This is a genomic window from Telluria sp. RT2P19 (assembly GCF_059685725.1).
This window is the reverse complement of record NZ_JCASIL010000013.1, coordinates 59,874-85,385: the sequence shown is the minus strand read 5'-3', so window position 1 is coordinate 85,385 and position 25,512 is coordinate 59,874. Positions and strand designations below refer to the sequence as shown.

21 protein-coding genes and 1 pseudogene are annotated in these 25,512 nt (G+C 67.9%); 12 read left to right on the top strand and 10 right to left on the bottom strand.

What is annotated here, in order from left to right:
- Nucleotides 1–85: 85 nt before the first annotated feature.
- Nucleotides 86–2,764: a bifunctional acetate--CoA ligase family protein/GNAT family N-acetyltransferase gene (locus AC56KW_RS16770; RefSeq protein ID WP_497171815.1), complete on the bottom strand. Its 2,679-nt coding sequence runs from the start codon at nucleotides 2,762–2,764 to the stop codon at nucleotides 86–88.
- 54 nt (nucleotides 2,765–2,818) lie between these two features.
- Between AC56KW_RS16770 and AC56KW_RS16765 the strand changes: the two genes are divergently transcribed.
- The 4 genes from AC56KW_RS16765 (at nucleotide 2,819) to AC56KW_RS16750 (ending at nucleotide 6,601) form a co-directional block, all read left to right on the top strand.
- Nucleotides 2,819–2,944 carry a hypothetical protein gene (locus AC56KW_RS16765; RefSeq protein ID WP_497171814.1) on the top strand — a complete coding sequence of 42 codons (126 nt, stop codon included), beginning with the start codon at nucleotides 2,819–2,821 and terminating at the stop codon, nucleotides 2,942–2,944.
- A 449-nt stretch (nucleotides 2,945–3,393) separates the two neighbouring features.
- Nucleotides 3,394–3,801 (top strand): hypothetical protein, encoded by a 408-nt coding sequence (locus AC56KW_RS16760; RefSeq protein ID WP_497171813.1) that lies wholly within the window; start codon nucleotides 3,394–3,396, stop codon nucleotides 3,799–3,801.
- Nucleotides 3,801–5,210 carry a TolC family protein gene (locus AC56KW_RS16755; RefSeq protein ID WP_497171812.1) on the top strand — a complete coding sequence of 470 codons (1,410 nt, stop codon included), beginning with the start codon at nucleotides 3,801–3,803 and terminating at the stop codon, nucleotides 5,208–5,210. The genes AC56KW_RS16760 and AC56KW_RS16755 overlap by 1 nt, the downstream gene beginning before the upstream one ends.
- The gene (locus tag AC56KW_RS16750; RefSeq protein ID WP_497171811.1) at nucleotides 5,207–6,601 is read left to right on the top strand and encodes a multicopper oxidase family protein; all 1,395 of its coding nucleotides are present in this window, start codon (nucleotides 5,207–5,209) and stop codon (nucleotides 6,599–6,601) included. Before AC56KW_RS16755 ends, AC56KW_RS16750 begins: the two co-directional genes overlap by 4 nt.
- Here the strand turns inward: AC56KW_RS16750 and AC56KW_RS16745 are convergent.
- Nucleotides 6,598–7,062, bottom strand: a complete 465-nt coding sequence (locus AC56KW_RS16745; RefSeq protein WP_497171810.1) for a hypothetical protein — start codon at nucleotides 7,060–7,062, stop codon at nucleotides 6,598–6,600. The genes AC56KW_RS16750 and AC56KW_RS16745 overlap by 4 nt on opposite strands.
- Nucleotides 7,063–7,115: 53 nt before the next feature.
- Here AC56KW_RS16745 and AC56KW_RS16740 point away from each other — a divergent pair, with 53 nt between their 5' ends.
- Nucleotides 7,116–7,340 carry a hypothetical protein gene (locus tag AC56KW_RS16740; RefSeq protein ID WP_497171809.1) on the top strand — a complete coding sequence of 75 codons (225 nt, stop codon included), beginning with the start codon at nucleotides 7,116–7,118 and terminating at the stop codon, nucleotides 7,338–7,340.
- Between the two features lie 115 nt (nucleotides 7,341–7,455).
- Here the strand turns inward: AC56KW_RS16740 and AC56KW_RS16735 are convergent, their stop codons facing one another.
- On the bottom strand, nucleotides 7,456–10,230 hold the full coding sequence (locus tag AC56KW_RS16735; RefSeq protein ID WP_497171808.1) for a PAS domain S-box protein: 2,775 nt from the start codon (nucleotides 10,228–10,230) through the stop codon (nucleotides 7,456–7,458).
- Between the two features lie 167 nt (nucleotides 10,231–10,397).
- On the bottom strand, nucleotides 10,398–12,890 hold the full coding sequence (locus AC56KW_RS16730; protein ID WP_497171807.1) for a heavy metal translocating P-type ATPase: 2,493 nt from the start codon (nucleotides 12,888–12,890) through the stop codon (nucleotides 10,398–10,400).
- 192 nt (nucleotides 12,891–13,082) lie between these two features.
- Here AC56KW_RS16730 and AC56KW_RS16725 point away from each other — a divergent pair, with 192 nt between their 5' ends.
- Nucleotides 13,083–14,555, top strand: a complete 1,473-nt coding sequence (locus tag AC56KW_RS16725; RefSeq protein ID WP_497171806.1) for an aryl-sulfate sulfotransferase — start codon at nucleotides 13,083–13,085, stop codon at nucleotides 14,553–14,555.
- Between the two features lie 236 nt (nucleotides 14,556–14,791).
- Here AC56KW_RS16725 and AC56KW_RS16720 read toward each other — a convergent pair whose 3' ends face one another.
- The 3 genes from AC56KW_RS16720 to AC56KW_RS16710 all read right to left on the bottom strand — a co-directional run bounded on the left by AC56KW_RS16720 (nucleotide 14,792) and on the right by AC56KW_RS16710 (nucleotide 15,917).
- Entirely contained in the window at nucleotides 14,792–15,118 is a 327-nt protein-coding gene (locus AC56KW_RS16720) for a hypothetical protein (protein ID WP_497171805.1), read from the bottom strand.
- 71 nt (nucleotides 15,119–15,189) lie between these two features.
- Complete coding sequence (locus AC56KW_RS16715; RefSeq protein ID WP_497171804.1) at nucleotides 15,190–15,678, bottom strand: diguanylate cyclase domain-containing protein; 489 nt, start codon at nucleotides 15,676–15,678, stop codon at nucleotides 15,190–15,192.
- Nucleotides 15,679–15,779: 101 nt separating this feature from the next.
- Entirely contained in the window at nucleotides 15,780–15,917 is a 138-nt protein-coding gene (locus AC56KW_RS16710) for a hypothetical protein (RefSeq protein ID WP_497171803.1), read from the bottom strand.
- Nucleotides 15,918–16,114: 197 nt separating this feature from the next.
- Here AC56KW_RS16710 and AC56KW_RS16705 point away from each other — a divergent pair, with 197 nt between their 5' ends.
- The 5 genes from AC56KW_RS16705 to AC56KW_RS16685 all read left to right on the top strand — a co-directional run bounded on the left by AC56KW_RS16705 (nucleotide 16,115) and on the right by AC56KW_RS16685 (nucleotide 19,993).
- Nucleotides 16,115–16,648 carry a nuclear transport factor 2 family protein gene (locus AC56KW_RS16705; RefSeq protein WP_497171802.1) on the top strand — a complete coding sequence of 178 codons (534 nt, stop codon included), beginning with the start codon at nucleotides 16,115–16,117 and terminating at the stop codon, nucleotides 16,646–16,648.
- A gap of 171 nt (nucleotides 16,649–16,819) precedes the next feature.
- Nucleotides 16,820–17,128 (top strand): iron uptake protein, encoded by a 309-nt coding sequence (locus AC56KW_RS16700; RefSeq protein ID WP_497171801.1) that lies wholly within the window; start codon nucleotides 16,820–16,822, stop codon nucleotides 17,126–17,128.
- A gap of 1 nt (nucleotide 17,129) precedes the next feature.
- A complete protein-coding gene (locus tag AC56KW_RS16695; protein ID WP_497171800.1) occupies nucleotides 17,130–18,809 on the top strand; it encodes a PepSY-associated TM helix domain-containing protein in 1,680 nt (559 codons plus the stop codon).
- Nucleotides 18,802–19,128: a DUF3325 family protein gene (locus tag AC56KW_RS16690; RefSeq protein ID WP_497171799.1), complete on the top strand. Its 327-nt coding sequence runs from the start codon at nucleotides 18,802–18,804 to the stop codon at nucleotides 19,126–19,128. Before AC56KW_RS16695 ends, AC56KW_RS16690 begins: the two co-directional genes overlap by 8 nt.
- A 226-nt stretch (nucleotides 19,129–19,354) precedes the next feature.
- The gene (locus AC56KW_RS16685; protein ID WP_497171798.1) at nucleotides 19,355–19,993 is read left to right on the top strand and encodes a superoxide dismutase; all 639 of its coding nucleotides are present in this window, start codon (nucleotides 19,355–19,357) and stop codon (nucleotides 19,991–19,993) included.
- A 63-nt stretch (nucleotides 19,994–20,056) separates the two neighbouring features.
- On the opposite strand, the gene AC56KW_RS16680 is transcribed toward AC56KW_RS16685, so the two are convergent.
- From AC56KW_RS16680 to AC56KW_RS16670, 3 genes are all read right to left on the bottom strand, one after another.
- Nucleotides 20,057–21,064 carry a glycoside hydrolase family 43 protein gene (locus AC56KW_RS16680; protein ID WP_497171797.1) on the bottom strand — a complete coding sequence of 336 codons (1,008 nt, stop codon included), beginning with the start codon at nucleotides 21,062–21,064 and terminating at the stop codon, nucleotides 20,057–20,059.
- A 99-nt stretch (nucleotides 21,065–21,163) separates the two neighbouring features.
- Entirely contained in the window at nucleotides 21,164–23,215 is a 2,052-nt protein-coding gene (locus AC56KW_RS16675) for a TonB-dependent receptor (protein ID WP_497171796.1), read from the bottom strand.
- A 109-nt stretch (nucleotides 23,216–23,324) separates the two neighbouring features.
- A complete protein-coding gene (locus AC56KW_RS16670; protein ID WP_497171795.1) occupies nucleotides 23,325–24,095 on the bottom strand; it encodes a VOC family protein in 771 nt (256 codons plus the stop codon).
- Between the two features lie 587 nt (nucleotides 24,096–24,682).
- Here AC56KW_RS16670 and AC56KW_RS16665 point away from each other — a divergent pair.
- Nucleotides 24,683–25,345 (top strand): annotated as a pseudogene (locus tag AC56KW_RS16665) (L-dopachrome tautomerase-related protein); the annotation flags it as partial.
- Between the last annotated feature and the right edge of the window lie 167 nt (nucleotides 25,346–25,512).

Genomic DNA, 25,512 nt, shown 5'->3' with positions numbered 1-25,512 from the left:
GGCAAGTAACGCTAGAGATTGGGCGCTACGATACCACCGCGACTTCATCCAAAATGCACCGATTGTCACAAAATGGGTGAAATGGCTAACGTAATGCAAGCCGCATTTTACGGATGCCCTCTTCGCTATCGATCGTCACTTCGAATCCGAGCTTCTTGACCATGGCGACGATGCGGGAGTTCTGCGGCAGCGCTTCGCCCACGATCTCGCCCGTGCCGCGCGCGCGGCAGTAGTCGATCAGCTTTGTCATCATGATCCCACCCAGGCCCATGCCCTTCAGGTCGGAGCGCACGGTGACGGCGAATTCGGCGCTGGTGTTGTCCGGATCGGCCACGACCCGCCCTACTGCCAGCGTCTCGTTCACCCCCTCTTCATTCCTGCGGGTGGCGATGAAGGCCATCTCGCGGTCGTAGTCGATCTGGGTGAAACGCGCCAGCTGCGAAGGCTGCAGCTCGCGGATGCGCACGAACATCCGGTAGCGGATGTCGTCCGGCGTGAGCGCATCGAAGAAGGCCAGGTGGGCCGGGCCGTCTTCCGGGCGGATCGGCCGCAGCAGCAGCTGCGCGCCGTGCCACTCGATGGTCTCTTCGAGCTCGCGCGGATAGGGGCGGATCGCCAGGCGGTCGAGCGTGCTGCCCGAGCGGTCGGCCAGCGCCAGGCGCATGCGCGCGTCGAGCACCGTCGCGCCGCGGCTGTCGGCTAGCAGCGGATTGATGTCGAGTTCGACGATCTCGGGGATGTCGGACACCAGGCGCGAGACCTGGATCAGCACCGCCAGGATCGCATCGAGATTGGCCGCGGGACGGTTGCGGTAGCCAGCCAGCAGGCGCGCCACCCGCGTGCGGTCGACCAGGTCACGCGCCAGCACCAGGTTCAGCGGCGGCAGCCCTACCGAATGGTCGTCGGTCACCTCCACCGCCACCCCGCCCTGGCCGAACACCAGCACCGGTCCGAACACCGGATCGGTGGCGGCGCCGACGATCAGTTCGTGGCCGTGGGCGCGGCGGCACATTGCCTGCACCGAGAAGCCGTCGAAGCGCGCCTGGGGGAATAGTGCGTCGAGGCGCGCGCGCATGCGCCGGGCGCTGGCGCGTACCGCCTCGTCGGAATCGAGGTCGAGTGTCACGCCGCCGAAGTCCGACTTGTGCATCACGTCGGGCGTCAGGATCTTGACCGCCACCGGATAGCCGATGGCGCGCGCCGCCGCCACCGCGGCCTCGATGTCGACGGCGGCGCGGGTCTCGACCAGGGACAGGCCGTAGGCGCGCAGGATGGCCTTGGACTCGGGATCGGACAGCAGCAGGCGCTTGTTGGCGAGCGCCTCGCGCACCAGGGCCCGCGCGGCGCTGCGGTCGGGGGCCATGTGGCCGACCATCGAGGGCGGCACCTCCATCAGGAGGTTCTGGTTGCGCCGGTAGTGCACCAGTTGCAGGAAGCCGGCCACGCCGTCCTCGGGGGTGCGGAAGGTGGGCATGCGGGCGTTGGCGGCGAGCGTGCGCGCCTCGAGCACCGAGGCGCCGCCCAGCCAGCACGACAGGATCGGACGCGAGGCCGCCCGCGCCAGCGGCGCGATGGCGTTCGCCACCTCGCGGCTGTCGACGGTGGCGGTGGGCGAATGCACGACCAGCACGGCGTCGATCTGCGGGTCCTTGAGCAGGACCTCGAGCGCGGCGGCGTAGCGCTCGGGCGGCGCGCCGCCCCCGAGATTGACCGGGTGCGCTACGCCGCCCGCGGGCACAAGCGCGGCCAGTTGCTCGATCGACCCGGCCGACAAGGCGGCCTCCATGCCGCCGCCGTGGCGCAGCGCATCGCGCGCCAGCGCGCCCGGCCCGGCGCCGTTGCTGACGATGGCCAGGCGCTCGCCGTGCAGCGGGCGCGCATGGGCCAGGGTCTCGACCGCCGCGAACAGCTGCTCGGTGGTGTACACGCGCAGCATGCCGGCGCGCCGCACTGCGGCGTCGAACACGTCATCCTCGCTGGCCAGGGCCCCGCTCTCGCTGGCGACGGCGCGCACGCCGTCGCCGAGGCTATGCGACTTGAGCACCAGCACCGGCTTGCTGCGCGCCGCGGCGCGTGCGGCCGACATGAACTTGCGCGCATAGCGCAGCTGGTCGACATACAGCAGGATCGCACCGGCATGGCCGTCGCTGGCCAGGTAGTCCAGCACGTCGCCCAGGTCGACGTCGCTCGAGTCACCCAGCGCAATGAAATGCGAGAAGCCGATGCCGCGCGTGCGGGCCCAGTCCAGCACCCCGGTCATCAAGGAGCCCGATTGCGAGACGAAGGCGATGCGCCCCGGCAGCGCGCCGCTGTGCGCCACGCTGGCGTTCAGGCCCAGGCCAGGGACCAGCAGGCCGGCGCTGTCCGGCCCCAGCAGGCGCAGCAGATATGGATGGGCCGCGTCCAGCATGGCCTGGCGCAGGCTGCGGCCGCGCGCATCGCGGGCGCGCGCCATGCCGCTGCTGAGTACCACCGCAGCGCGCGTGCCCTTCTCGCCCAGCTGGCGCACCAGTTGCGGCACGCTCGCGGGCGGCGTGCAGACCACGGCGAGATCGGGCGTCTCGGGCAGGTCGGCCACGCTGTCGTAGCACGGCAGGTCGCCGAGCTGGTCGTACTTAGGATTGACTGCGTACAGCTTGCCCTTGTAGCCGCCGCCCAGCAGGTTGTCGAGCAGGGTCGTGCCCATGCTGCCGGGCCGCTGGGAAGCGCCGAGCAGCGCCACCGACTTCGGCGCGAACAGGTACTGCAGGTTGCGGACGCTCATGCCCCGGGCGCCTGCGTGGACGGCATGGCGGGTGAATGGCGAGCGGCGTCAAGCATGGTCGAACCCTTCCGGCAGCAAGTGTTGGAGCATCGTATCAAACGTCGCCACGCGATGGCGCGCATCGTGGTCGAGGCGGGGCTTGCCGGGGAATGGGGACGCCATGCTAGAATCGCCGCGTGAAATATTCCGTTCGTCTCCTGTTCGTGTGGCTCATGCTGCTGGCGATCCCGTTCCAGGGAATCGCTTCGGCAGCCATGCTTGCGTGCTCCCATGATGCGCCGCAAGGGGGAAAGCATACTGTTCAGGCAAGCGCGCGGCACGACGCCGCGAGCGGTCCCTGCCACGAAATGCAAGAGGCGACAGGCAGCGCTGCACCGGATTCCCACGACCACGACGGCAGTTGCAGCGCCTGCGCCGCCTGCTGCATGGGCGCCGCGATGGCGCCTATGTCAAGCGTCGCGCCAGCGCCGCCAGCCTTGAACACCCCCCTCCTCGCGGCCACATCCAGCCATCCGGTGGGGGTCGACCTTGCCCTGCCCGAACGACCTCCCCGCCCTTCGCTCGCCTGATATCGCCACTTGCCGCGCTGCGCGCGCGGCTATGACGCATCCATCCGAACGAGGAACACCATGTCGACCCACACCGCCACGCCCTGGGGCGCGGCCGCCTTGCTCGCTGCAAGCCTTGCAGCCATGCCTGCCGTCGCCCAGAGCACGGCCGACGATCCTGCCGCAGCTGTCCCCGCGACCCGCTACCAGGCCACGCACGTCCAGCGCCCCCCCGTCGCGGCCGCGTCCACACCCGACCGCAACTGGCAGGAAAGCAACCGCACCGTGGCCAGCCAGCCCGCGCATGGCGCGCATGGCGGGCACGGCGCACACGGCGCACAAGCCGGCCACGCCGGACCAGCCGACCAGGCGGCGCCCAGGGCCGACCCGCACGCCCACCACCACGGGCGCCCCCGGCACGAACACGAGCAAAAGCACGAGCACAAGCACGAGCACAAGCGCGAGCACAAGCACGAGGAACACCACTGATGCCCACGCCAATCATGGTTCGCTGCGCGCTGGCCACGGGCGCGGCGCTGCTGCTGGCCGGCTGCGCCAGCCTCGACCCTGCCGCCGCGCTGCGCGCCAGTGCGGGCGACGCCCAGGCCCGCACCGGCGTCGAACCGCGCCTGCTGCGTAGCGACGAAGACCGGCGCGCGCTGGCCACCGAGATCGACGCCCTGCTCGAGGAGCCCCTCGGCCTGGACGCCGCGGTGCGCATCGCCATCCTGAACCACCCCGGCCTGCAGGCCAGCTATTGGGATGCCGGCATCGCCCAGGCCGACCTGGCCCAGGCGTCGCGCCTGCGCAATCCGTCCTTCGGATTCTCGCGCATGGACGGTGGCGGCAGCCGCGAGATCGAACGCGGCGTGTCGCTCGACCTGGCCGGCCTCCTGACCTTACCGCTGCGCCAGCGCATGGCCGCGCGCCGCCATGAGGAAACGACGCTGCGGGTCGCCGCCGCGATCGAGCGCCATGCGATCGCCACCCGGCGTGCCTGGATCGAGGCCGTGGCCGCCGGCCAGGCGCTCGACTACGCGCGCCAGGTCGCGGCCGCGGCCGACGCTTCCAGCGAACTGATGGAACGCATGACCCTGGCCGGCAATGCCAGCGCCCTCGACCTGGCGCGCGAATCGGCCTTCCATGCCGAAGCCGGCGCCGCCGTGCTGCGCGCCGGCCGCGCGCGCGACGCCGCGCGCGAACACCTGACGCGCCAGCTCGGCCTGTGGGGAGCCCAGGCCGGCTACACGCTGCCCGAGCGCCTGCCCGAACTGCCCGTGCAGCCGGTCGAGCTGGCCGGCATCGAGCGCCTGGCGCTCGAACGGCGCCTGGACGTGCGCGCCGCGCGCGCCGCCGCCGCCGGCACCGCCGCCGACCTGGGCTTGACGCGCGCCACGCGCATGGTCAATGTGCTCGACCTGGGCTATGCCAGCAAGAGCGAGACGGGCGAACCGCGCAGCGAAGGCTACGAGGTCACCCTCGAACTGCCGCTGTTCGACTGGGGCGGGGCCCGGGTCGCGCGCGCGCAAGCCGTCTATATGCAGGCGCTGGGCCGGGTCGCCGAGACGGCGGTGAATGCGCGCAGCGAGGCGCGCGCCGGCTACCTGGGCTACCGCGCCAGCCACGACGTCGCGCGCCACTACCGCGACCACGTGATTCCGCTGCGCCGCAGGATCGCTGACGAAACCCTGCTGCGCTACAACGGCATGCTGGCCAGTCCCTTCGAACTGCTGACCGACGCGCGCGAGCAGGCGGCGGCGGTACACGCGACCATCGAGGCCCAGAAGGACTTCTGGCTGGCCGTGGCCGACCTCGAAGCCGCCCTGGGAGGCCGCCTGCCGGAGTCGCGGGCGAACGCCACGCCTGCCCACGCACACGACAAGAAAGAAGCACCATGACCAACCGCAGATCGTTCCTGACCGGCGCCGGCGTAACCATGCTGGGCGCCTCGCTGGTGAGCAAGGCCGGCGCCGCCGTGCTGCCCGAAGCCCCGGTGCACGGCTCCGCCGCCACCGCCGCCCCACTGGCCCCGGCCAGCGGCCGTCCCTACAACCCGGTGGTCACGCTCAACGGCTGGACCCTGCCCTGGCGCATGAAGGACGGCGTCAAGGAATTCCACCTGGTGGCCGAACCCGTGGTGCGCGAACTAGCGCCCGGCATGCAGGCCAACCTGTGGGGCTACAACGGCCAGAGTCCCGGTCCCACCATCGAGGTGGTCGAGGGCGACCGGGTGCGCATCTTCGTTACCAACAAGCTGCCCGAGCACACTAGCGTGCACTGGCACGGCCAGTTGCTGCCGTGCGGGATGGATGGCGTGACCGGCCTGACCCAGCCCGGCATCCAGCCTGGCAAAACCTTCGTCTACGAATTCGTGGCGCGCCACGCCGGCACCTTCATGTACCACCCGCATGCCGACGAGATGCAGCAGATGGCGATGGGGATGATGGGCTTCTGGGTGACCCATCCAAAAAACCCGCGCCAGCACGCGGTCGACCGCGACTACGTGATGCTCCTGTCGTCCTACGATATCGAGCCGGGCAGCTACACCCCGCGCACCAACACCATGCTCGACTTCAATCTGTGGACCATCAACAGCCGCGTATTCCCGGGCCTCGATCCGATGGTCGCGCGGATCAACGACAAGGTCCGCATCCGGGTCGGCAACCTCACCATGACCAACCACCCGATCCACCTGCACGGACACCGCTTCGAGGTGGCCGGCACCGACGGCGGCTGGGTGCCGAAATCGGCGCGCTGGCCGGAGGTGACCACGGACGTCGCGGTCGGCCAGATGCGGGCGATCGAGTTCGTGGCCGACGCGCCCGGCGACTGGGCCTTCCATTGCCACAAGTCGCACCACACGATGAACGCGATGGGCCACGACGTGCCGACCCTGATCGGGGTCGACCACCGCGGCGTGGCCGAGAAGATCAACAAGCTGGTGCCGGGCTATATGGTCATGGGCGACAAGGGAGGCTCGATGGGCGACATGAAGATGCCGCTGCCGGCCAACACGCTGCCGATGATGAGCGGCGACGGCCCCTTCGGCAACCTCGAGATGGGCGGCATGTTCACGGTACTGAAGGTGCGTGAGGGCCTGGCGCGCAATGACTATCGCGACCCGGGCTGGTACCGCCACCCGGCCGGCACCGTCGCGCGCGAATGGACCGGCGAGGCGCCGGCGCCGATCGGCGCACCCGATGCCAGGCCGGCGCCGGCGCCGGCCGGCCAGGCGCTCGATGCGCGCAAACCCGGTGCGAAGGACGCGGGCGGGCACGACCACCACTAGGCGTTTTTTCGTATCGGGAACAGCGAAGTCGGGCGCGAAGCGTTCGGCGGCCTGCCCGGATCTCCAGATGCGCGAAGCCGCGGATTGCGCCGCGGCTTCGGGTAGATCAGGTGGCACGCCTGCGGGCGCAGGAAACCGGCGCCGAGCATGCCGATGGCCGGCAGGCCCAGGCTGCCCGGTTCAGGCGCATCGGCCGGCACCTCGACGTCAAGCAGGGTAAGGGGGCGAGTTGATTTTGTGGAGCGCTCGGAACGGTCGAGATCTCCAGGTCGAACAGATCGATCTGGTAGCGGCCGGTCGTGCCGACGTTGCCAGTCAGCGGCGACCAGGTCAGCGTGTAATCGACTGCGCTGTCCTGGATACTGCGCAGAACGGCAGTACCAACCGCGACGATCGAGTACGTCCGACGCCCGGGGCGAGGAAATCCTGCGCGCACGTGACACCCGGATCATCCATTTCATTCGTCCTGATGCCCTGGCTGTCATCCGGTCCGCGCAAGCGGACACTGCCAATCGTGAAGGTGCTGCTCCCCTGGTTCCCCGTGGTCAGGTTGAACGTCTGCGTGACGCCGCCGGTATTCGGAAACGCCACGTCGAGCAGTGTCGCCGAGTTAGCACTCGCCGAGGCATCGACACCGCGACCGCCACCCGAGGTGACGGACGAACCGCTCACGGTGAAGACCGTAGCCGAAGCGATGCTGGTTGCTGCGAACGTGCAGGCGGCGAGTATGGCTTGTTAACTGGGTTCATATCGATTTGTCCGCGCACGACATCGCCCATTCGGCGACGCCACCAGTGGCACTCTTTACTTGTCGCCGCTCGTGGACAACGCCGAGGAACAGACGGAAGAACAAACTAGCCGCGAACCGGCTCTTCCCCCACCGTGCGCAACAGTTCGATCAGTTCCTGCGGCGCCACCGGCTTGGTGAAATGCTGGTCGAAGCCGGCCGCCCGCGACGCCGCACGGTCTTCCTGGCGGCCGCGCCCCGTGACCGCGATCAGGTAGGGCCGCGGGCACTTCTCGGCCAGGATGGCGGCCACCTCCAGCCCGCCCATCTCCGGCATGCCGAGATCGAGCACGACGATGTCGGCGCAGCGCTCGTGGTACAGCCGCAACGCCTGGGCGCCGTCGTGCGCCACCGTCACGGTCGCGCCTTCGGAGCGCAGCAGCCAGGCCAGCGACTCCGCGGCGTCGACGTTGTCGTCGGCGACCAGGATATGCCGGCCGATGACGGCGCCATCGGGCGCGTGGCGTTCTGCGCTCGCTTCCGGCTCGGCCGCCTCGCACAGCGGCAGGTGCACCAGGAAGACCGCGCCCTTGCCCGGCCCTGCGCTCTCGGCGCGGATGCTGCCGCCGTGCAGTTCGACAAAGCCCTTGGCCAGCGCCAGCCCGATTCCCAGGCCGCCCTGGGCCATGTGGCTGGCGCTGCTGACCTGCACGAAGGGATCGAAGACGCGCTCGATCATGCCGGCGTCGAGCCCGACCCCGTTGTCTTTTACCCAGGCCACCGCTTCGCCGTTCTCGGAGCGCAACCCGATCTCGAGCGCGCCGCCGGGCGGCGTGTATTTGGCCGCGTTGTTGATCAGGTTGGCGAACACCTGGGTCAGGCGCAGCGCGTCGGCCTCGACCCACAAGGGCTCGTCCGGCAGCCGCATGGTCACATGATGGCGCCCGGTCTCGATCAGTGACATGCTGGTCTGCAGGGTGTCGCGGATCAGGCGCCCGAGCTCCACCCGGCTGCGCCGCAACTCGATCTTGCCGCGTCCGATGCGCGACACGTCCAGCAGGTCGTCCAGCAGGCGCGCCATCTGGGCCGCCTGGCGCCCGACCATGGCTGCGATCCACTCGATGCGGTCGGGCGGCAGCGTCTTGCTGCGCAGGAGCGAGGCGGCGTTGGCGATCGGCGCCAGCGGGTTGCGCAACTCGTGGGCCAGGGTAGCAATATAGATATCCTTGCGCTGGTCGGCCACGCGCAGCCCGTCCATCGCCTGTTCGCGTTCGGTCACGTCGAGCACCAGCGAGAACACGGTCTGGACTTCGCCCGCCTCGTCGACCAGCACCGAGTTGTACCACTCGCAGCACAGTACCCGGCCGTCGCGGGTGAGGTTGCGGTTGCTCGACTTGGCGTGGCGGGTCGGCGATTCGAGCAGGCGCCGGATCATCTGCTCGACCTGGTCGGCGTCGCTTTCGTGGATCATCGGCAGCGCATCGATGCGCTCGCCGAGCACTTCTTCGTGACGCCATCCGAACAGCTCTTCGGCGCGGTCGTTCCACAGGGTGACCAGCCGCTCGCGGTTCCATTCGATCACGGCCAGCGGGGTATTTTCGATCAGGTAGCGGGTCTGGTCCAGCGCGCGCGCCAGCGCTGCGCCGGCCTCGGTGCGCTCGGTGATATCGTCCAGCACGATCACGGCCGCCGCCAGGTCGGCTGCGCCCTCGCGCAGTGGCGCGCCGCTCACCGTGTAGACGCGTCGCACGCCGTCGCGCTCGCTCTCGAGCAGGGCGTCGCGGAAGGTGTCGCCGCCCAGTGCGCGCGCCACCGGATCCCTGACCAGGTCGAGCATGGCCGACACGCCGTACGGCTTGCCGTCGGTGGCCGCGCCATCGGGATCGGGACCGAGCCCGGGCGCGAAGCAGGAAGCCATCCGCCTGGCCTGGTCGTTGGCCATCACGCAACGCCCTCTCGCGTCGACGATGAGTACGCCGTCGGGCAACTGGCGCAGCACCGTCCCCAGCAGGCTTTGCCACTGGGCATGGGCGCGGGTCTCCATCATTTCCTCGAACGTCGCGTGCAGGCGCGCATGCAGCGCGATGCTGTCGATCGCCAGCGCGCCGAGCACGAACAGCGAGGCCGCCAGGCCATACAGGCGGCCGGCATAGAAACCAAGGTCGTACATGCCCGCGTTGAGCACGCAGGACAGCCCGACTTCGAACACCCAGGCCGCCATCGCCACCGCCAGCCAGATATCGAGCACCGTGCGCGGCGCCTTGCGCACGATCGCCCACAAGACCCAGAGCGACAGCACCAGCACGCCGCTGGAGATCCAGTGATACAGGGGCAGCGTGCGCATGCCGGAAATCAGGGGCGGCAACCAGGATGCACCCGACGTCGACACCAGCACCAGCAGCGCCACGCACAGCACGATCAGCAAGGCGCCGACGCGCATGAAGTGCGGGGGCAGCGGCGGCGCCGACCTGGACGTCTGCGTATAGCCGAGCACGAACAGGGGGAACAGCACATGCCAGGCCAGGAGCAGCCAGGGCATGGTCTGGATATTGCCACCCAATACTCCCTGCGCGGCGAACAGTCCGGGGAAGGTCAGCAGGTGGGCGCCGGCGATCAGCGCCGTGAACAGGTAGCCCAGCACCAGGATGCCGAGCGCGCGCGAGCGCGCCGTGTGGACGTGCCCCAGCAGCAGCACGCCGGTCAGGAGGTTGGCGCCAACCAGCACCGCCCCGTAGATCGGAATGAATTCCGGCGCCTGCGCCAGCGGCGTGCGGGCGACCGGCGCCAGCAGCGCGAAGACCAGCGCCAGACCGGCCAGCACCCAGACCACATGGCGCAGCTGGACACTGCTCGGCGGATGCTTTACCAGGTTCGTCGGTTCCGCTAGAACGCCATGTCGCATGGTTCTCCTCGTGGAGGATCCGGCGAGGACAGCGGGGTGATACTGGGCTGTCCGGGGCGGCGCCTGTATTTATTGTCGTTTCAATAAAATATAGCGCAATTTCCTGTGCATAGGGAGGGATATTGATGTCTTTCCGTCCATGATTGATACTTTGGACGGAGAAATCGCTACACCGAAGCGCGCGCCGTCACCGGATAGCCGGCGCCGTCGATGGCCGCGACGATGCGCTCGAGGTCGGCCCGGCTGTCGATGCGAACGCTGGCCTTGTCGAGATCGATCGCCACCTTGGCCTCGGCGTCGACCGCCTGCACAGATTTGGTGACGCGGCCCACGCAGTGCTTGCAGCTCATGCCTTCCACGGTCAGTTCATACATGCTGTGTTCTCCTGATGGTTGGGGCGGCGTCGCCCCGGTGGTTGAAGTGGATTCGGATTCGGATAATGGGTGCGGCGCGCTTGCCGGCAGGGGCGGCGCCGCCTTCCAGCGCCGCAGCAGCAGGGCATTGGCGACCACGCTGACCGAGCTGAGCGCCATGGCGGCGCCGGCCAGCACCGGGTCGAGCAGGCCGAAGGCCGCCAGCGGCAGGCCGATCACGTTGTAGACGAAGGCCCAGCCGAGGTTCTGGCGGATCTTGCGGTAAGTGCGGCGCGACACCGCGATGGCGTCGGCCACCAGCCGCGGATCGCCGCGCATCAGGGTCACGCCGGCGCTGTGCATCGCGATGTCGGTGCCGGTGGCCATCGCCATGCCGACGTCGGCCGCCGCCAGCGCCGGCGCGTCGTTGATGCCGTCGCCGACCATCGCCACCTTGCGCCCTTGCGCGCGCAGCGCGGCGATCAGTTGCGCCTTGTCGGCCGGCAGCACCTCGGCATGCACCCGCTCGATGCCGAGCGCCTGCGCCACGCCGCGCGCGGCGCCCAGGCTGTCGCCGCTGAGCAGGACCGGTTCGATGCCGATCCGCTTCAATTGCGCGACGGCGTCCAGGGCGCCCGGCTTGATGCGGTCGCCGAAGGCCAGCAGGCCCACCACGCTGACCTGGCCCGCGCGGCGTTCGGCCAGCCAGGACACGGTGCGGCCCTGCGCTTCGTGCTGCTCGGCACCCGCCGCCGGCACGCCCAGTTCTTCCATCAGGCGCCGGTTGCCGAGCATGATCGTGGCGCCGCCGACCTCGGCCTCGACGCCACGGCCCGGCAAGGCGCGCGCGGCGCCGGCGTACTGTGGCGCCAGGCCCCGGCGCGCGGCTTCTTCCAGCACGGCGCCGGCCAGCGGGTGGGAACTGCCCTGCTGCACGCTGGCGGCCAGCGACAACAGCCGGGCCGGGTCCGCGCCTTCGTGGGCCAGCAGGCGCGGCTTGCCTTCGGTCAGGGTGCCGGTCTTGTCGAACACCACGACGTCCAGCGCGTGCGCGGTCTCGAGGGCTTCGGCGTCCTTGATCAGGATGCCGTGGCGCGCCGCGGCGCCGGTGCCGACCATGACCGCGGTCGGCGTCGCCAATCCCAGCGCGCACGGGCAGGCGATCACCAGCACCGCCACCGCATTGAGTAGGGCCGCCTGCCAGTCGCCGCTGGCAAGACCCCATCCCAGCAGGGTCGCCAGCGCGAGCGCCAGCACGACCGGCACGAACACGGCGCTGACCCGGTCCACCAGGCGCTGGATCGGCGCCTTGACCGCCTGCGCATCCTCGACCATGCGGATGATCTGCGACAACATCGTCGCCGCGCCCACCGCCGTCGCCTCGACCAGCAGCAGGCCATCGGCATTGACGGCGCCGCCGGCCACCTTGTCGCCCGGCCCCTTGGCCACCGGCAAGCTTTCACCGGTCAGCAGCGATTCGTCCAGGTGGCTGCGACCGTCGACCACGCGGCCGTCGGCCGCCACCCGGGCGCCGGGCTTGAGCACCATCAGGTCGCCTACCCGCAGCTCGCCCAGCGCGATGGACACATCGGCGCCGGCGCGCCGCACCAGCGCTTCTGAAGGCCGCAGGCGCCCGAGGGCGTCCAATGCGGCCAGGGTCTGGCGCTTGGCCCGGCCTTCCAGCCATTTGCCGAGCAAGACCAGGGTGATCACCACCGCCGACGACTCGAAATACAGGTGGGGCTCGGCATGCGCACCGCGCCCGCCCGCCGTGAGCAGCAGGTACAGCGACAGGCCATAGGCGGCGCTGGTGCCGAGCGCCACCAGCAAGTCCATATTGCCGCTGCCGGCGCGCAACGCCTTCCAGCCGGCGCGGTAGAAGCGCGCGCCGAGCCAGAACTGGACCGGCGTCGCCAGCGCCAGTTGCAGCCAGCCCGGCAGCATCGCGTCATGGCCGAAGGGTGCTGCCAGCATGGGCAGCACCAACGGCAGGCTCAGCAGCGCGGCGGCGGCCACCGGCCACCAGACAGGCAGCCGCGCGGGGTGGTCCTGGCGCATGGGCGCCGCGCCGGTGGCGTCGGGCGATCCCACTTGCGCTTCATAGCCGGCCGTGCGCACGGCCGCCGCCAGGGCCTCGGCCGCCGCGCTACCGCTCACGCTGGCCTTTTCGGTGGCGAGGTTGACGCTGGCGCCCGTCACGCCCGGCACCGCGTGCAATGCCTTTTCGACCCGCGCCACGCAAGAGGCGCAGGTCATGCCGTCGATAAGCAGGACTGTCTTGTTCATTTGCTTGTTCCCATGATCCATACCATGAGGATAATCCTTCCCACGATGGGAAGGTCAAGCGTTTTTCATTTAGTTCGCGCAAGCGCCTTGCGCGGGTCGCAGGCACGGGTTCGTCAAAGGCTTACAACTGAGGCTGGCCCTCGTCGCGAGGATTCCGCCCCCACCGCAGGAGTACCGATGAAGCCGTCAATCACGCTCTTCCTCTGGATACTGATGACTACCCTCCTGGCCGCGTGCGGCGGCAGGGACGACGACAAATCGCAGGCCGAGCGCGCCGGCATCGGCGTCATCGCCCAGACAGCCGGCACTACGCCCTTCGTGGCGCAGCTGAGTTTCGCCCTGGGCGACTTCGCCCACATCGACAGCGTGCACTACACCATTGCCGGCCGCGCCGGCTCGCATTCGCGTCCGGTGTCCGTCACCTACGACCGCGCCTGGCTGGGGCGGCGCGCGGCCTGGGATGGCGCCAGCGGACGCCTCGCCTTTCCCGTGTTCGGCTTGTATGCCGACCATCGCAACGAGCTCACCCTCACCACGCGCTTTCTCGACGGCTCCATCCACGAGTCCAGGGTGGAGGTGGTTACCGGGTCCTATACCGGCCCGGCCACGCTGTATGCCACCCCCGAGGTGCGCACGGCGCGCGGCGCGGCCTCGCCCGGCTTCGACTACATGCTCGTCAAGAACGGCATCACGACGCCGGTCATCCTCGACAGCGACGGCCAGATGCGCTGGGCCGGGGCCGGGCCCGGCAACTCGTTCTCTTCACTGTTCGGTGACGACGCCTTTTATGTCGGGGACGCGGCCGCCCCACTCCTGCACCAGGTCGACGTCGACGGCAGCGTGCGCAGCAGCCGCCTGGACGATCCCAGGTTCACCAACTTCCACCATGAACTGGCGCGCGGCAAAACCGGTTTCCTGGCCGAACTCGACGCCCAGGTCGGGGGCGTGCTGCTGATCGAGTCGATTCTGGCCGAGATCGACATCTCGGGGCGGGTGCTCAAGGAATGGGACCTGGCCCAGATCTTCCGCGCGGCGATGCGCGCGGGTGGCGACAATCCCGATGATTTCGTGCGCGACGGCGTCGACTGGTTCCATATGAACTCGGCCATTTACGATGCCCAGGACAATGCGCTGCTGATCTCGAGCCGCGAGAACTTCGTGGTCAAGCTCGACTACGACACCGGTGCCATCCGCTGGCTGCTGGGCGATACCAGCAAGCACTGGCACGTCAACTATCCTTCGCTGCGCGCACTTGCCCTGAGGGTCACGGAAGGCAAGGCGCCGATCGGCCAGCATACCCTCTCGGTCGGCCCCAGCCGCGAGCTGCTGCTGTTCAATAACGGCCTGGCGAGCCTCAACCAGCCGGCCGGTGCGCCGGCAGGCGAAAACCGCAGCTTCAGCACACCGTCGCGCTATGCGATCGACGAGAAGGCGCGCACGGCGCGCGAAGTCTGGACCTGGGACGCCAACCGCGAGTTACTGTCGGATATATGCTCATCTACCTATGAGGGCGCCCCCGGTCAATACCTGGTGGCCTACTCTGCGCTGGCGGCCCGCACCCAGGCGCGGCTGGTGGCGGTGAGCAGCGGCGGCCAGGTCGCTTTCGACTATGCCTATCCGAGCGAGGTGTGCGATACGGTATTCATTGCCGAGCCGTTCAAGCTCGACGGCATGCGGCTGCGCTAGCGAGCCAGACGCGCGGAAAGACGGCGTGGCGCGGGCTGCGCGGCGCCCGGACGCGTCACCCGGGACGCGTCACCGGAACGCGTCATCCGGGCGCGTTACTTGGACGCAATGCTCGGGCACGTTTGTCGGGCGCGTTACTTGGACGCATTGCCCGGGCGCGTTTGTCGGGCACGTTCCTTTGCACGTCTCTCGGGCGCGATTCCCGGGCGAAATACCTGCGCGCGGCGTGGCGTGGCTTAGCTGCCGATACCAAAGAACACGCCGACCGCCAGCTCTACCCAGGTCGCAGCGCCGGCCATGGCCACCACGCCCACGGCCATGACTTGTTGCCACGGCCGCAGGCGCGCGACCCGGCGCGCGGTGCGCAGGCAGGCCAGTCCGGCGCTGGCCAGCAGCAGCGCGGCGGCGCCGAAATCGAGACCGGTCCATGCCACTTCGCGCGTGAACTGCATGGCGACCAGCGGCACCAGCAGGATCATCGCCGTCGCCAGGCCGATCCGCAGCAGGTCGATGCCCATCGTACCCTTGTTCGCCTGGATGTCTTGCCCGCCTGCGGTATGCATGATGTTCTCCGGTAGATGAACCAATCGGTCGTGCGCAGCGCCAATGCGGCGCGCATGCCATGTTCACCATCTTAATCCGCTTGCGCCGCGGACGGAAGCGCCAATACGCAGCCGCGCCCGGATTTCCTGGCCTCGGACATCCCGTGGTCGGCTTGCTTGATCAACGCTTCCGGCGTGGGTGCGAGTCCGGGTGACTGGACCGCGATGCCGATGCTGGCGCCGACCTGGACCGTGTCACCGTACAGCTCGACCGGGACCGACAGCGTCCCGACCCGCTTGCGCCCGACCCGGCAGGCAGGCAGGCAGGCATCTTCCAGTGCGCCGTTGATGTGTTCCAACAGCACCATGAATTCATCGCCGGCCAGCCGGAACACGCTGTTGGTGCCCCGTCCCGCCTGGCGCAGGCGCAGGACGATCGCCCGCAGCAGCGCCAGGCGCGACGGCCCTTCGTGGTCGAGCCGGTCGTTGACCGCCTTGAAGCCGTCCAGGTCGATGAACAACAGGCCGCGCCGATACCGGATGCGACCGGCGCGCGCCTGCGCCAGCGGCAACGCCTCCATCAGCGCGCCGGTTCTTCAGGCCGGCCAGCACATCGTGCCGGGTTCGTATCCGCCCTGGGCCTCGCACTGCTTGCGCAGAATGACGTCGTGCAGGAAGGCGCTCAAGGCAGGCCCGCCGCGCGCCTGATGGCGGCGATGCGCACCTCGACCGTCAGGCGGCTGGCGTCGCGCCGCAGCGCCGGCAGCTCGACCGGGCGGTCGATCATGCGCAAGGCGCCCGTGCGCAGGTGCAGCCGCATCCCGCTGCGGTGCGCGGCGGACAGCTCGACCGGAACGATCAGCGCCGAATGGCTTGCCGAGACTGCGGTAGAGCACGCCGGCCGTGGTTTTCCTTGCCATGCTGGGGCTGCCGATGGAGGCGCAATGTCGCATTGCGGCAATAATTTGTTACAACGCGACGTCCGAAAAAATATACACTTGCTTTGGATCCACACTAATGCCGACCATGCGCTTCCTGCCTGTCCTGCTGTTTCTTGCCGCTTCCGTGCCTGCCGCAGCCGTCAGCATCGTGCCGGACGCGGCCTCGCCCGCGCCCCGGCCGCGTGCAAGCGCCACCGATTCTGCCGGCATGCGCGAATCGGCGTCCCTGCGCGCCGCCGAGCAACGGCGCGCCCAGGCCGTCGCCAGCCGGGACATTACCGCACTGCGTAAGCTCATCAGCGGCGACTATTATCATGTCGAAAGCACCGGCCGCGCGCGCACTAAGACGGAATTCCTGCAACTGCTGACGCGCGACGAGTCCGAGTACCGCTCCTACGAAGTCGACGATATTGAAACCAGGATGTTCGACAATGGCCGCGCGGCAATCGTCACCGGACGTTTTCGCGCCGAGCTGCAGGGCGCCCAACGCATGCGCGGACGCTTTGTCCGCCTGTGGGTGCTGGGACCGGACGGTTGGCGCAATACGATGCAACAGACGACCGAAATACGTCCGCTTGCCCTGCAGCGCGGCGCCCGGGCGCAACAATAGTTCTCCCGCCCCTGCTGGCGTGCACGACGCGCGCTGCCCGTGTCGAAATACCGTTCAAATTCCCGGTGACGCCTTGTCAAGGCGGCGTGATGCATCTATCATGAGAATGATTATCATTCGCCGTCTCATTTACCCCTCTACTCCCATCAGCCACGCCCAACCAGCGCGACCATGACTTCGATCACCCTCACACCACGTCACATCGCCGCGCGCACCGCCGTGGCCATCCTCGGCGGCTACGCCTTCACCTGGGGCGTCATTTCCCTGGGCATCGCCGCCTTGTATGGCGCCGGCATGGAATTCCACGACGCCGAACACCTGCTCTACATCCTCGGTTTCCTGGTCTTCCTGGCCGCCTTCCTGGTGGCCTTCGCCACAAAGGGGCTGCATAGGATAGCGCTGGTGCTGGTGGGTGGGGGCCTCTTGATGAGCGCGGCCGCCTCGTGGGTGCAGAGCCTGATCATCCAGGCGGGGGGCTGACATGTTTCCAAATTTCCGCCACACAATGGCTTGGCTGCACACCTGGTTCGGCCTGGCGCTGGGCATGGTGCTGATGGTCGTGTTCTTCTTTGGTTCATTGTCGGTGTTCGACCGCGAGATCGATCGCTGGGCCATCCCCGACACCCGCTACGAACCGCAGCCAATGCCGTCGTTCGACAAGATGCTGGCGCCAATCTTCAAGGAGATGCAGCCCGACGCCGCCGCGCGCGCCATGACCGCGCCACTGGCCGACGGTCCGCTGCCGGCCCATTTCGACACCCCGCGCAACTGGGGCGCCTACACTACCCACCGCGACCCGGTGCTGCTGCTGTTCGCGGGCTATGAAGTACCGAACGCCAAGGACCACGAGACGGCAATCTGGGCCAACCGCACCGTCGATCCGCGCACCGGTCAAGCCCTGCCGGTCGACCGCCTCAAGATCGGCAGCGAATTCTTCTACCCGCTGCACTACAGCCTGACCCTCGACTGGAAGAACGTCGGCTACTGGATCGTGGGCTTCTCGGCCCTGATGATGCTGATGGCCCTCGTGACCGGCGTGGTCATGCACCGCAAGATCTTCCGAGAACTGTTCACCTTCCGCCCGAACAAGAGCACCCAGCGCAGCATGCTCGATTTGCACAACCTGACCGGCGTCGTGGCCCTGCCCTTCCATTTCTTCTTTGCGCTGACCGGCCTGGTAATCTTCGCTTATATCTATTTCCCGGTCACCCATACCCAGCTGACCCCGCTGCACGATCGTCACGAGATGGTCGAAGCGAAGGAAACTGGCCTGCCGCACGACCGCGCCGGTGTGGCCGCGCCGCTGGCCTCGGTCGACGCCATGGTGGCCGAAGCCCAGCGCCGCTGGGCCGCGAAGGGCATGGCCGGCGACGTCGGCTACCTGAACCTGACCCACGTCGGTGACGCCAACGGCTATGTCAGCGTGTACCGCGCCGGCACCGACCGCGTCCAGCTGACTGGCGAAGGCATCCACTTCAAGGCTTCCACCGGCGAACTGCTGCGCGAGGATCCGCCGCCGACCGTCGTGGCGCGCATCAATGAATTCCTGACCGGCCTGCACCTGCAGCACTTCAAGCACTGGCTGCTGCGCTGGCTGTACGTGCTGGGTGGCCTGTCGGGCGCGGCCTGCATTGCCACCGGCCTGTTCTTCTTCGTCGAGAAGCGCAAGCGCCAGCACGCCAGGCAGGGCGTGAGCGGCGCGCGCGTGGTCGATGCGCTGGCTGTCACGGTCGTGACCGGCATGCTGGTGGCCACCCTGTCGATGCTGATCGCCAACCGCCTGCTGCCGGATGTGATGCCGGCCGGCTGGCCATTGCGCAGCGCCATGGAGAAAACCCTGTTCTGGGGCGCCTGGCTGGCGGCCGGCGTCCACGCCTGGTGGCGCACCGCCGTCGTCGCCGAGGGCCGCCTGGCACCCGCCTGGCGCGAACAATGCCTGGCCATCGCCGTGCTGGCGGTGACCGCGCCGGTGCTCAACTGGATCACCACCGGCGACCACCTGCTGCGCACCATCGGCTCCGGCTACTGGCCGGTGGCCGGCGCCGACCTGTTCATGCTGGTCGGCGCCGCGCTGGCCGTGCTGGCGGCGCGCAAGCTGCAGCAGCGCGCGGCCAGGCCGCTGGCGGTCAAGAACGTGACGCTGGAGGCCGGACATGCCTGACGCGCTGCTCTTGCTGCTGGGCCTGCTGGCCTCGGTAGCCGGCATGGGCTGGCTTGCCCTGTCGATGGACGTGCACTGGTCCCGGGTGCGGGGCAATGCGCTCCCCTCCCCGGCGCCGGTCAAGGCCCTGCGCCTCGCTGGCGCCGGCGCCCTGCTGCTGTCGCTGGTCCTCTGCCTGACGGTCGATTCGCCGTCGATCGCGGTGCTGGTATGGTTCATGGCGCTGGCCGGCGCCACGCTCGCGATCGCCTTCACGCTCACCTGGCGCGCCAGCATCCTCGCGATGCTGGTATTCTGGACAGGACCAGGCGCCCGGTAAGCTGTCTCCGGGATGTGCAGTTGCGCGTCCCGTCCTCTTGCCGTGTCGCCGCATGGCACCAAGTCGCCGGAACTGCGCGAACGCAGAGGTCGCGCATTTCACTTGACCTCAAGCATGCTTGAGGTTGTGTAATGTGACCAGCACATGCTAACCGCGGGACCGACCGGTCCCGGTGCAACGTTTTATGCCGGAACAGCGTTCCCAACCATCTGAACGGAGAATGATCATGCCCTACGCACTGCCCCCACTGCCGTACGCCTATGACGCACTCGAGCCGCATTTCGATGCACGCACGATGGAAATCCATCATACGAAGCACCACCAGACCTATATCACCAACGTCAACAACGCCCTCGCCGAGGCGAACGTGGCCGAGGTGCCCGTCGAAGACCTGATCGCCGATATCGGCGCGCTGCCGCAAGGCGTGCAGAACGTCGTGCGCAACAACGGCGGCGGCCACGCCAACCACGCGCTGTTCTGGACCGTGCTGAGCGCGGACGGCGGCGAACCCTCGGGCAAGCTCAAGCAAGCCATCGAGGATGACCTCGGCGGCTACGAGCGCTTCAAGGATGCGTTCACCAAGGCTGCCCAGACCCGCTTCGGTAGCGGTTGGGCCTGGCTGACCGTGGGCAAGGATGGCAAGCTGCTGGTCGAAAGCAGCGCCAACCAGGACAATCCGCTGATGGGCCAGTTCGCCGGCATGTCGGGCGGCACCCCGATCCTGGGCCTGGACGTGTGGGAACACGCGTACTACCTGCAGTACCAGAACAAGCGTCCCGACTACATCGCGGCCTTCTTCAACATCATCAACTGGGCCGAGGTCGAGCGCCGCTACGACGCGGCGCTGAGCAGCCAGGTCGGCTGATCGGCGTCAGCGCCTCCGGGCTCCGGCCAGCCGGGCCCGGGCCCGGGCCTGGCTGGCCGGGCTTCAGCGGCTGGCGTCAGCAACCGGCTCGCCGAAATCCGGCGTGCCGTCGGCACGCCACCGCACCACCTGCGCCCGTGTGTGGCGGTTCGGATCATGCAGCGAGTCACCCACGATGTCGCGGTAGTTACGCGCGTGATACACCAGGATGTCGGTCTTGCCGTCCGGCGTCGTCGTGAAACTGTTATGCCCGGGGCCGTACTGGCCTGTCGCCACGCTGCTGCGAAATACCGGCGTCGGCGACTTGGTCCAGGCGCTCGCCTCCGTTAAATCGGCATTCTCGTTGGCCGTCAGCAGGCCCAGCGCATAATTAGCGTCGGTCGCGCTGGCCGAATACGTCATGAACACCCGGCCATGACGCACCAGCACGGCCGGCGCCTCGTTCACCTCGAATTTCACTTTTTCCCAGTCATGGTGCGGCGCCGTCAGCAAGGTGGCCGGACCAGCGATCGCCAGCGCTGAGCTCATCCGGGCGATATAGACTGCGGTCATGTGCTTGCCGGCCGCGGGCGGAGTCTGCGTCCAGGCCAGGTAGCGCTGGCCGCGCACCGTGAAGGTGGTCGCATCGAGCGCGAACGACTCCCAACCGGTCTTGAGTTGCCCACGCTCGATCCACTCTCCCTCGAGGGGATTGGCCGAGGCGTTCTCGAGCACATACAGGCGAATATCCATCGGCGCATCCGCCCGCCCGGCCGTAAAGTACAGATACCACTTGCCGTCGATCGGGTGCAGTTCCGCCGCCCAGATATTGCGGCTCATCGGTCCGCTGGCATGCTGGCGCCACACCACCTTCGCTTCGGCCCGGCCCAGTTCGTCGAGGCTGCGGGCGCGTCGCACTTCGATACGGTCGTATTCGGGAACGGTGGCCGTGTAATAGTAGTAGCCGTCCTCGTGCAAGGTTACTTGCGGATCGGCGCGCTGCGTTACCAGCGGATTGGCGAAGGTCGGCGACGCGCAGGCGTCGCCGATGACGAAGGCGGTTGACAGCAGCAGGCAAAGGATACGCGGCATGGACTCTTTCGTGGCGACATCGATGTCGTCATCGTAAGAACATGCCGCGCCCAATTCCAATCACTTTTTTTCGCCGAGCGATACCAATCCTGCTCCAGCTCAGAGCTTGAAGTTCAGCGAAACATAAGCCGCACGGCCATTGCCCGACGAGTACATCGGCTGCGACTGCGCCGCCGGCCAGAAGAAATTGTCGTACCACGCATACTGATAACGGCGGTCGGCGATATTCTTGAGCTGGAGGTCGACGCTGACCTTCGGCGTGATCGCATAGCGCACATTGGCGTCGAACAGGACGAAGCCACCGTATTTGCCCAGCTGGTTGGGGTTGTCGATGTAGTAACTGCCCTGCGCCCTGCCCTGCACCCCTAGGTGCCAGCGTTCGGAAGGGTGGTAGTCGAGACCCACGTTGCTGATATAACGTGGCGTCGAAAACACTTCCTTGCCCGCCAGCGAGACGCCATCGGCAGCGAAGGCGCTCACCACTTCGGCTTTTTGCAGCGAATGCGAGGCCCACAGCTCGAGCTCATCCGTCAGCTTGCCCGACAATTGCAGGTCGATGCCCTCGCGGCGCGTCTCGCCCAGGCCCACCGTGGTGCCGGTGGCCGGCATGTTCGCCACTTCGCCGGTCGCGTCCTGGCGCCAGAGCGCCAGGCGCAGGTCGGAATGCTGGCCCGGCTTGAGCTTGACCCCGACTTCCTTGCCGGTATTGACCGAGGCGTCGAAGCGGGCCTGGCCCGGCATCAGGTAGGCCGGCGCGACCGAACCGGTCAGGATCTGGAAAGTCCGGCCCCAGTTGCCGTACACGCTGATGTCGCTGGCCGGGCTGTACACCATGCTGAACTTGGGCTGCTTGATCCAGCCGTAGTCCTGCAGCGCCGCCGCGCCGCCGCCCGGCAGCGGGTTGCTGCCGGTGAAGCGGTCGACCCGGTAGCCCGGCACGATGCGCAAGCTGTCGGTGGCCTTGATCACCGCTTGCGCGTAGGCGCCGACATTGTTCAGGTAATAGCGGTCGTTGTTCTGGGTCGTGGCCGGCGTGCCGAAATCCGACGGTAGCGCGTAGTTGAAGCGCAGGCGCCGGTAGCGGTTATCCTGGCGCTCGGTGTTGACGCCGCCGTCCACCGTCACGCGCGCGCTGGCGCGCCAGGTCAGGGTACTCATGAAGCCGCGCTGCTCCTCGTCCCACAGGCGGCGCTGGCGCGGCGCCGTGCCGGCCGGATTGCTGGTAAAGGTGACGCGGCGGTCGTCCTGGTAGTCGTTGTAGTAGAACTTGTTACTCAGGAACGCGTCGGGCGAGATCTGCCAGTCCAGGTGGACGCTGGCATGGCGCATGTCGCGGTTGGTGAAGTCGTTCGCGTTCTTGGCCGGCGACTGGCGCCGGTCCGCGGCCAGTTCGGCGGCCGTCAGGAAGCCCGGCTCCTCGGCATCGTGCTCGTAGGTGCGCAGCACCAGGCCGGCGCTGAGCGACTTGTCCTTCGATGTCACGAACCACTTGCCGCCGAGCGTGTATTTGTCGGAATCGCCGTGCGCGCGGAAGCTGTCGGTCTTTTGTTTGGCAACGAAATAGTTTTGCGAGAAGCCGTCCGCTTCGCGGCCGTAGGCCAGCTGCGCCTCGCGGGTGTTGAAGCTGCCCACGGCGAGCCGGCCATCCAGGTAGTTGCCGCCCTGACGCGTGCCCAGGTTGATGTTGCCGCCGATATTGTGCAGGCCATAGCGCGGGTCGTTGGTGCCGCGCACGACCTCGATGAAATCGACTTCCAGCGGGAAAATCATGTCGATGAAGCGCTGGTTGCCGCTGTTGACATTGCTCGGAATGCCGTCGATCAGCACCTTGATGCCATTGATATAGCCTTCGCCATTGAAGGCGCGGAAGGTCACCTTGCCCGACTCCGCGCCCATGCGGGTCTCGGTGAGCTGGATGCCCGGCAGCTGGCCGACCAGTTCCCAGCTATTGGTCACGTTCTTGTCTTCGATCTTGTCGGCGCCGAGCACGTCGACCGAGGTCAGAACCGTGCTCGAGCGCAGTGCGCCAGCATCGCGCTGGGCGCTGACGCGCACTTCACCCATGACGATGGTCGGATCGGCGGCGTGGACGGGCGCGCCAAGCAAGGGAACACTGGCTGCCAGCGCCAGGGGGAGGAGCTTGATCTTCATGATTGGAGTCGTGGGGGTATCGGAAAAGAATGCCAGCGCATCAATTCGATAATGATATCTCACTCTCAATAAGAAGCGCAAGCCACCTCCCTGCCGTGTCCCCTTGCGGCTAGTTGCTGGCCGTGGCCGTCATACGTTCGCGCGCTTCCAGCGCAGCGCCGAACACCCGCTTGGCCTGGCCGCGCACCTGGACGAACTCGAGCTGCTCACCTTCCGGTTCCCTGGCGTAGATCAGCGTCCAGCCATCGGACTTGCCGCTCGTGATACGGTTGGTCAGCGTGTCGAGCGGCGCCTGCTGTCTGGCCTGTTCACTGCCGGATGCCACGATGCGATTTGCCTTCACATTCTGCATCCCGCGCCGCGCCGCCTCCGCTTCCAGGTCGTGGATGAACTGATTGAAATCGACATCCTCGCGCACATAGAAGCAAACGTGCATCGACTTCGGGAAAGCCGGACTGGTGAACGCCTGCGGCGGAGCGAAGCTGTTGCCGCTCCCCTGGGGTTGGGCGCTGTCGCGGTATTGCAGCAGTTCGATCACGACGTTGTCGAACTGGATGAAGCGCACGTCGAGCCGCTGGGCGCCGCCGCGCAAGTCCGGCACGCCAAGCGAGATCGGATTCACGCCGCGCTGCCTGGCGTCGAGCTCCTCGTTCAACAGCAAGGTGTTATGGATGACGTCACCCTGGAAATCGCCGTCGCGCATGATCTCGGTGCCGCCCAGCACCTCGGTATAGAAGACATGGGCGCGGTCCATATTCTGTACCGTGACGCCGATATGCTGGACGCCCTGCAGCCGGGCGCCCAGCGCGCCGCGGCCACGCGCGGGCGCCGGCCTGGATGCCAGGGCTGGTCCCTGCGCGTCTGCCGACGCGCCCGTCATTGCCGCGGCCTGGCCCGGCAAGGCGGTGATTGCGCCAAGCCGGCGGCCTTGACCAGCGTGCGGCGCACGGGGTTATCTGGTGGATCGAGGGGTAAGTGATGAGTGGACACGTGCGGTCTCCTTCCAGGTCGGGATCGGGCGGCGAGGACGGGCCTCGCGCTGGTCGGCCAATGCCGCTACGGCGCAGGCTGTCGTCGGACAGTGGAATGCCGCGCGCCCCGGATGGCGCAGTCGGTTCTCGTGCATTGTGGTGAAGATGCGGCGGCGTTCACAGTACAAGAATAGACAACACAGGACCCTAATCAATTGGCCCCAAGTGCTAGCCTGATTCACGTCGCGCACATCGATAGAAAGGAGTTTTCCGTGCGAAACAGGGCTCTGTGTATGGCGTTGACCATGGCCTTGCCTGGCGCCGGCTTGCCAAAAAAAATGCGCCTGCGCCGAGCGCTCCCGCCGCCGGGGCCGCGCCCGCCGTGGCCCCAAGTGCGCCCACGGTGGGCCAGATCGAGATCGTCGCCGAACTCGCCATCACGCCGGGCAATGTGACGGTCACCAAGGATGGCCGCGTCTTCGCCAGCGTCCACGGCATGCGCCGCGGCCCTGTGCAATTGATCGAGGTTACTGGCCCAAATGGCTGTACGCCCTTCCCCGACGCCGGCTGGAACGCCAAGCCGGGATCGGGCCGGACGTGCTCAACACCCCGTACGGCGTGCTGGTGGACGCAAAAGACAGTTGTGGGTAGTCGACCACGGCAACTGATGGACAAGCCGCGACCGCCAAAGCTGGTGGCCTTCGACATCGCCAGCCGCAAGCTGGCCTACCGCCACGACTTCGGGCGCAAGGTGGCGCCGCCCGGCCAGATCCTGCAGGACCTGGCCGTGGACAGCGAACGCGGCTTCGCCTGCATTGCCGACTGCGGACCGGATCCGGCCATCGTGGTGGTCAATACCGGCAACAGCCAGGCGCGCCGCTACAGCGGCCACCTTCGCTGGCGTCCGAAGACGTCGAACTCGTGGTCGAGGCAAGCCGCTGCTGTTCCCCGGCGCCGATGGCCGCGTGGGACCGGCGCGCGTCGGCATCAATCCGATCACCCTGTCGGCCGACGGCGAACCCTGTATGTCGGCGCGATGAACGGCACCACCTGGTATCCGCTGCCGGCGCGCCTGCTGCGCGACGGCGCTCCCGACGCCGACATCGGCGCCGCCATCGCCAAGGCCGGCAGCAAGCCGATCTCGGACGGCGCCGCCACCGACGCCGAGGGCAACCATTTCTTCACCAACCTGTCTGCCAACGGCATCGACGTGCTGGACAAGGACGGGCAACTGCGTCCCCTGGTGCGCGACGCGCGCTTCCTGTGGCCCGACAACGCCCACTTCGGTCCCGCATCCTGGCTGTACGTCGCGGTCAACCAGCTGCA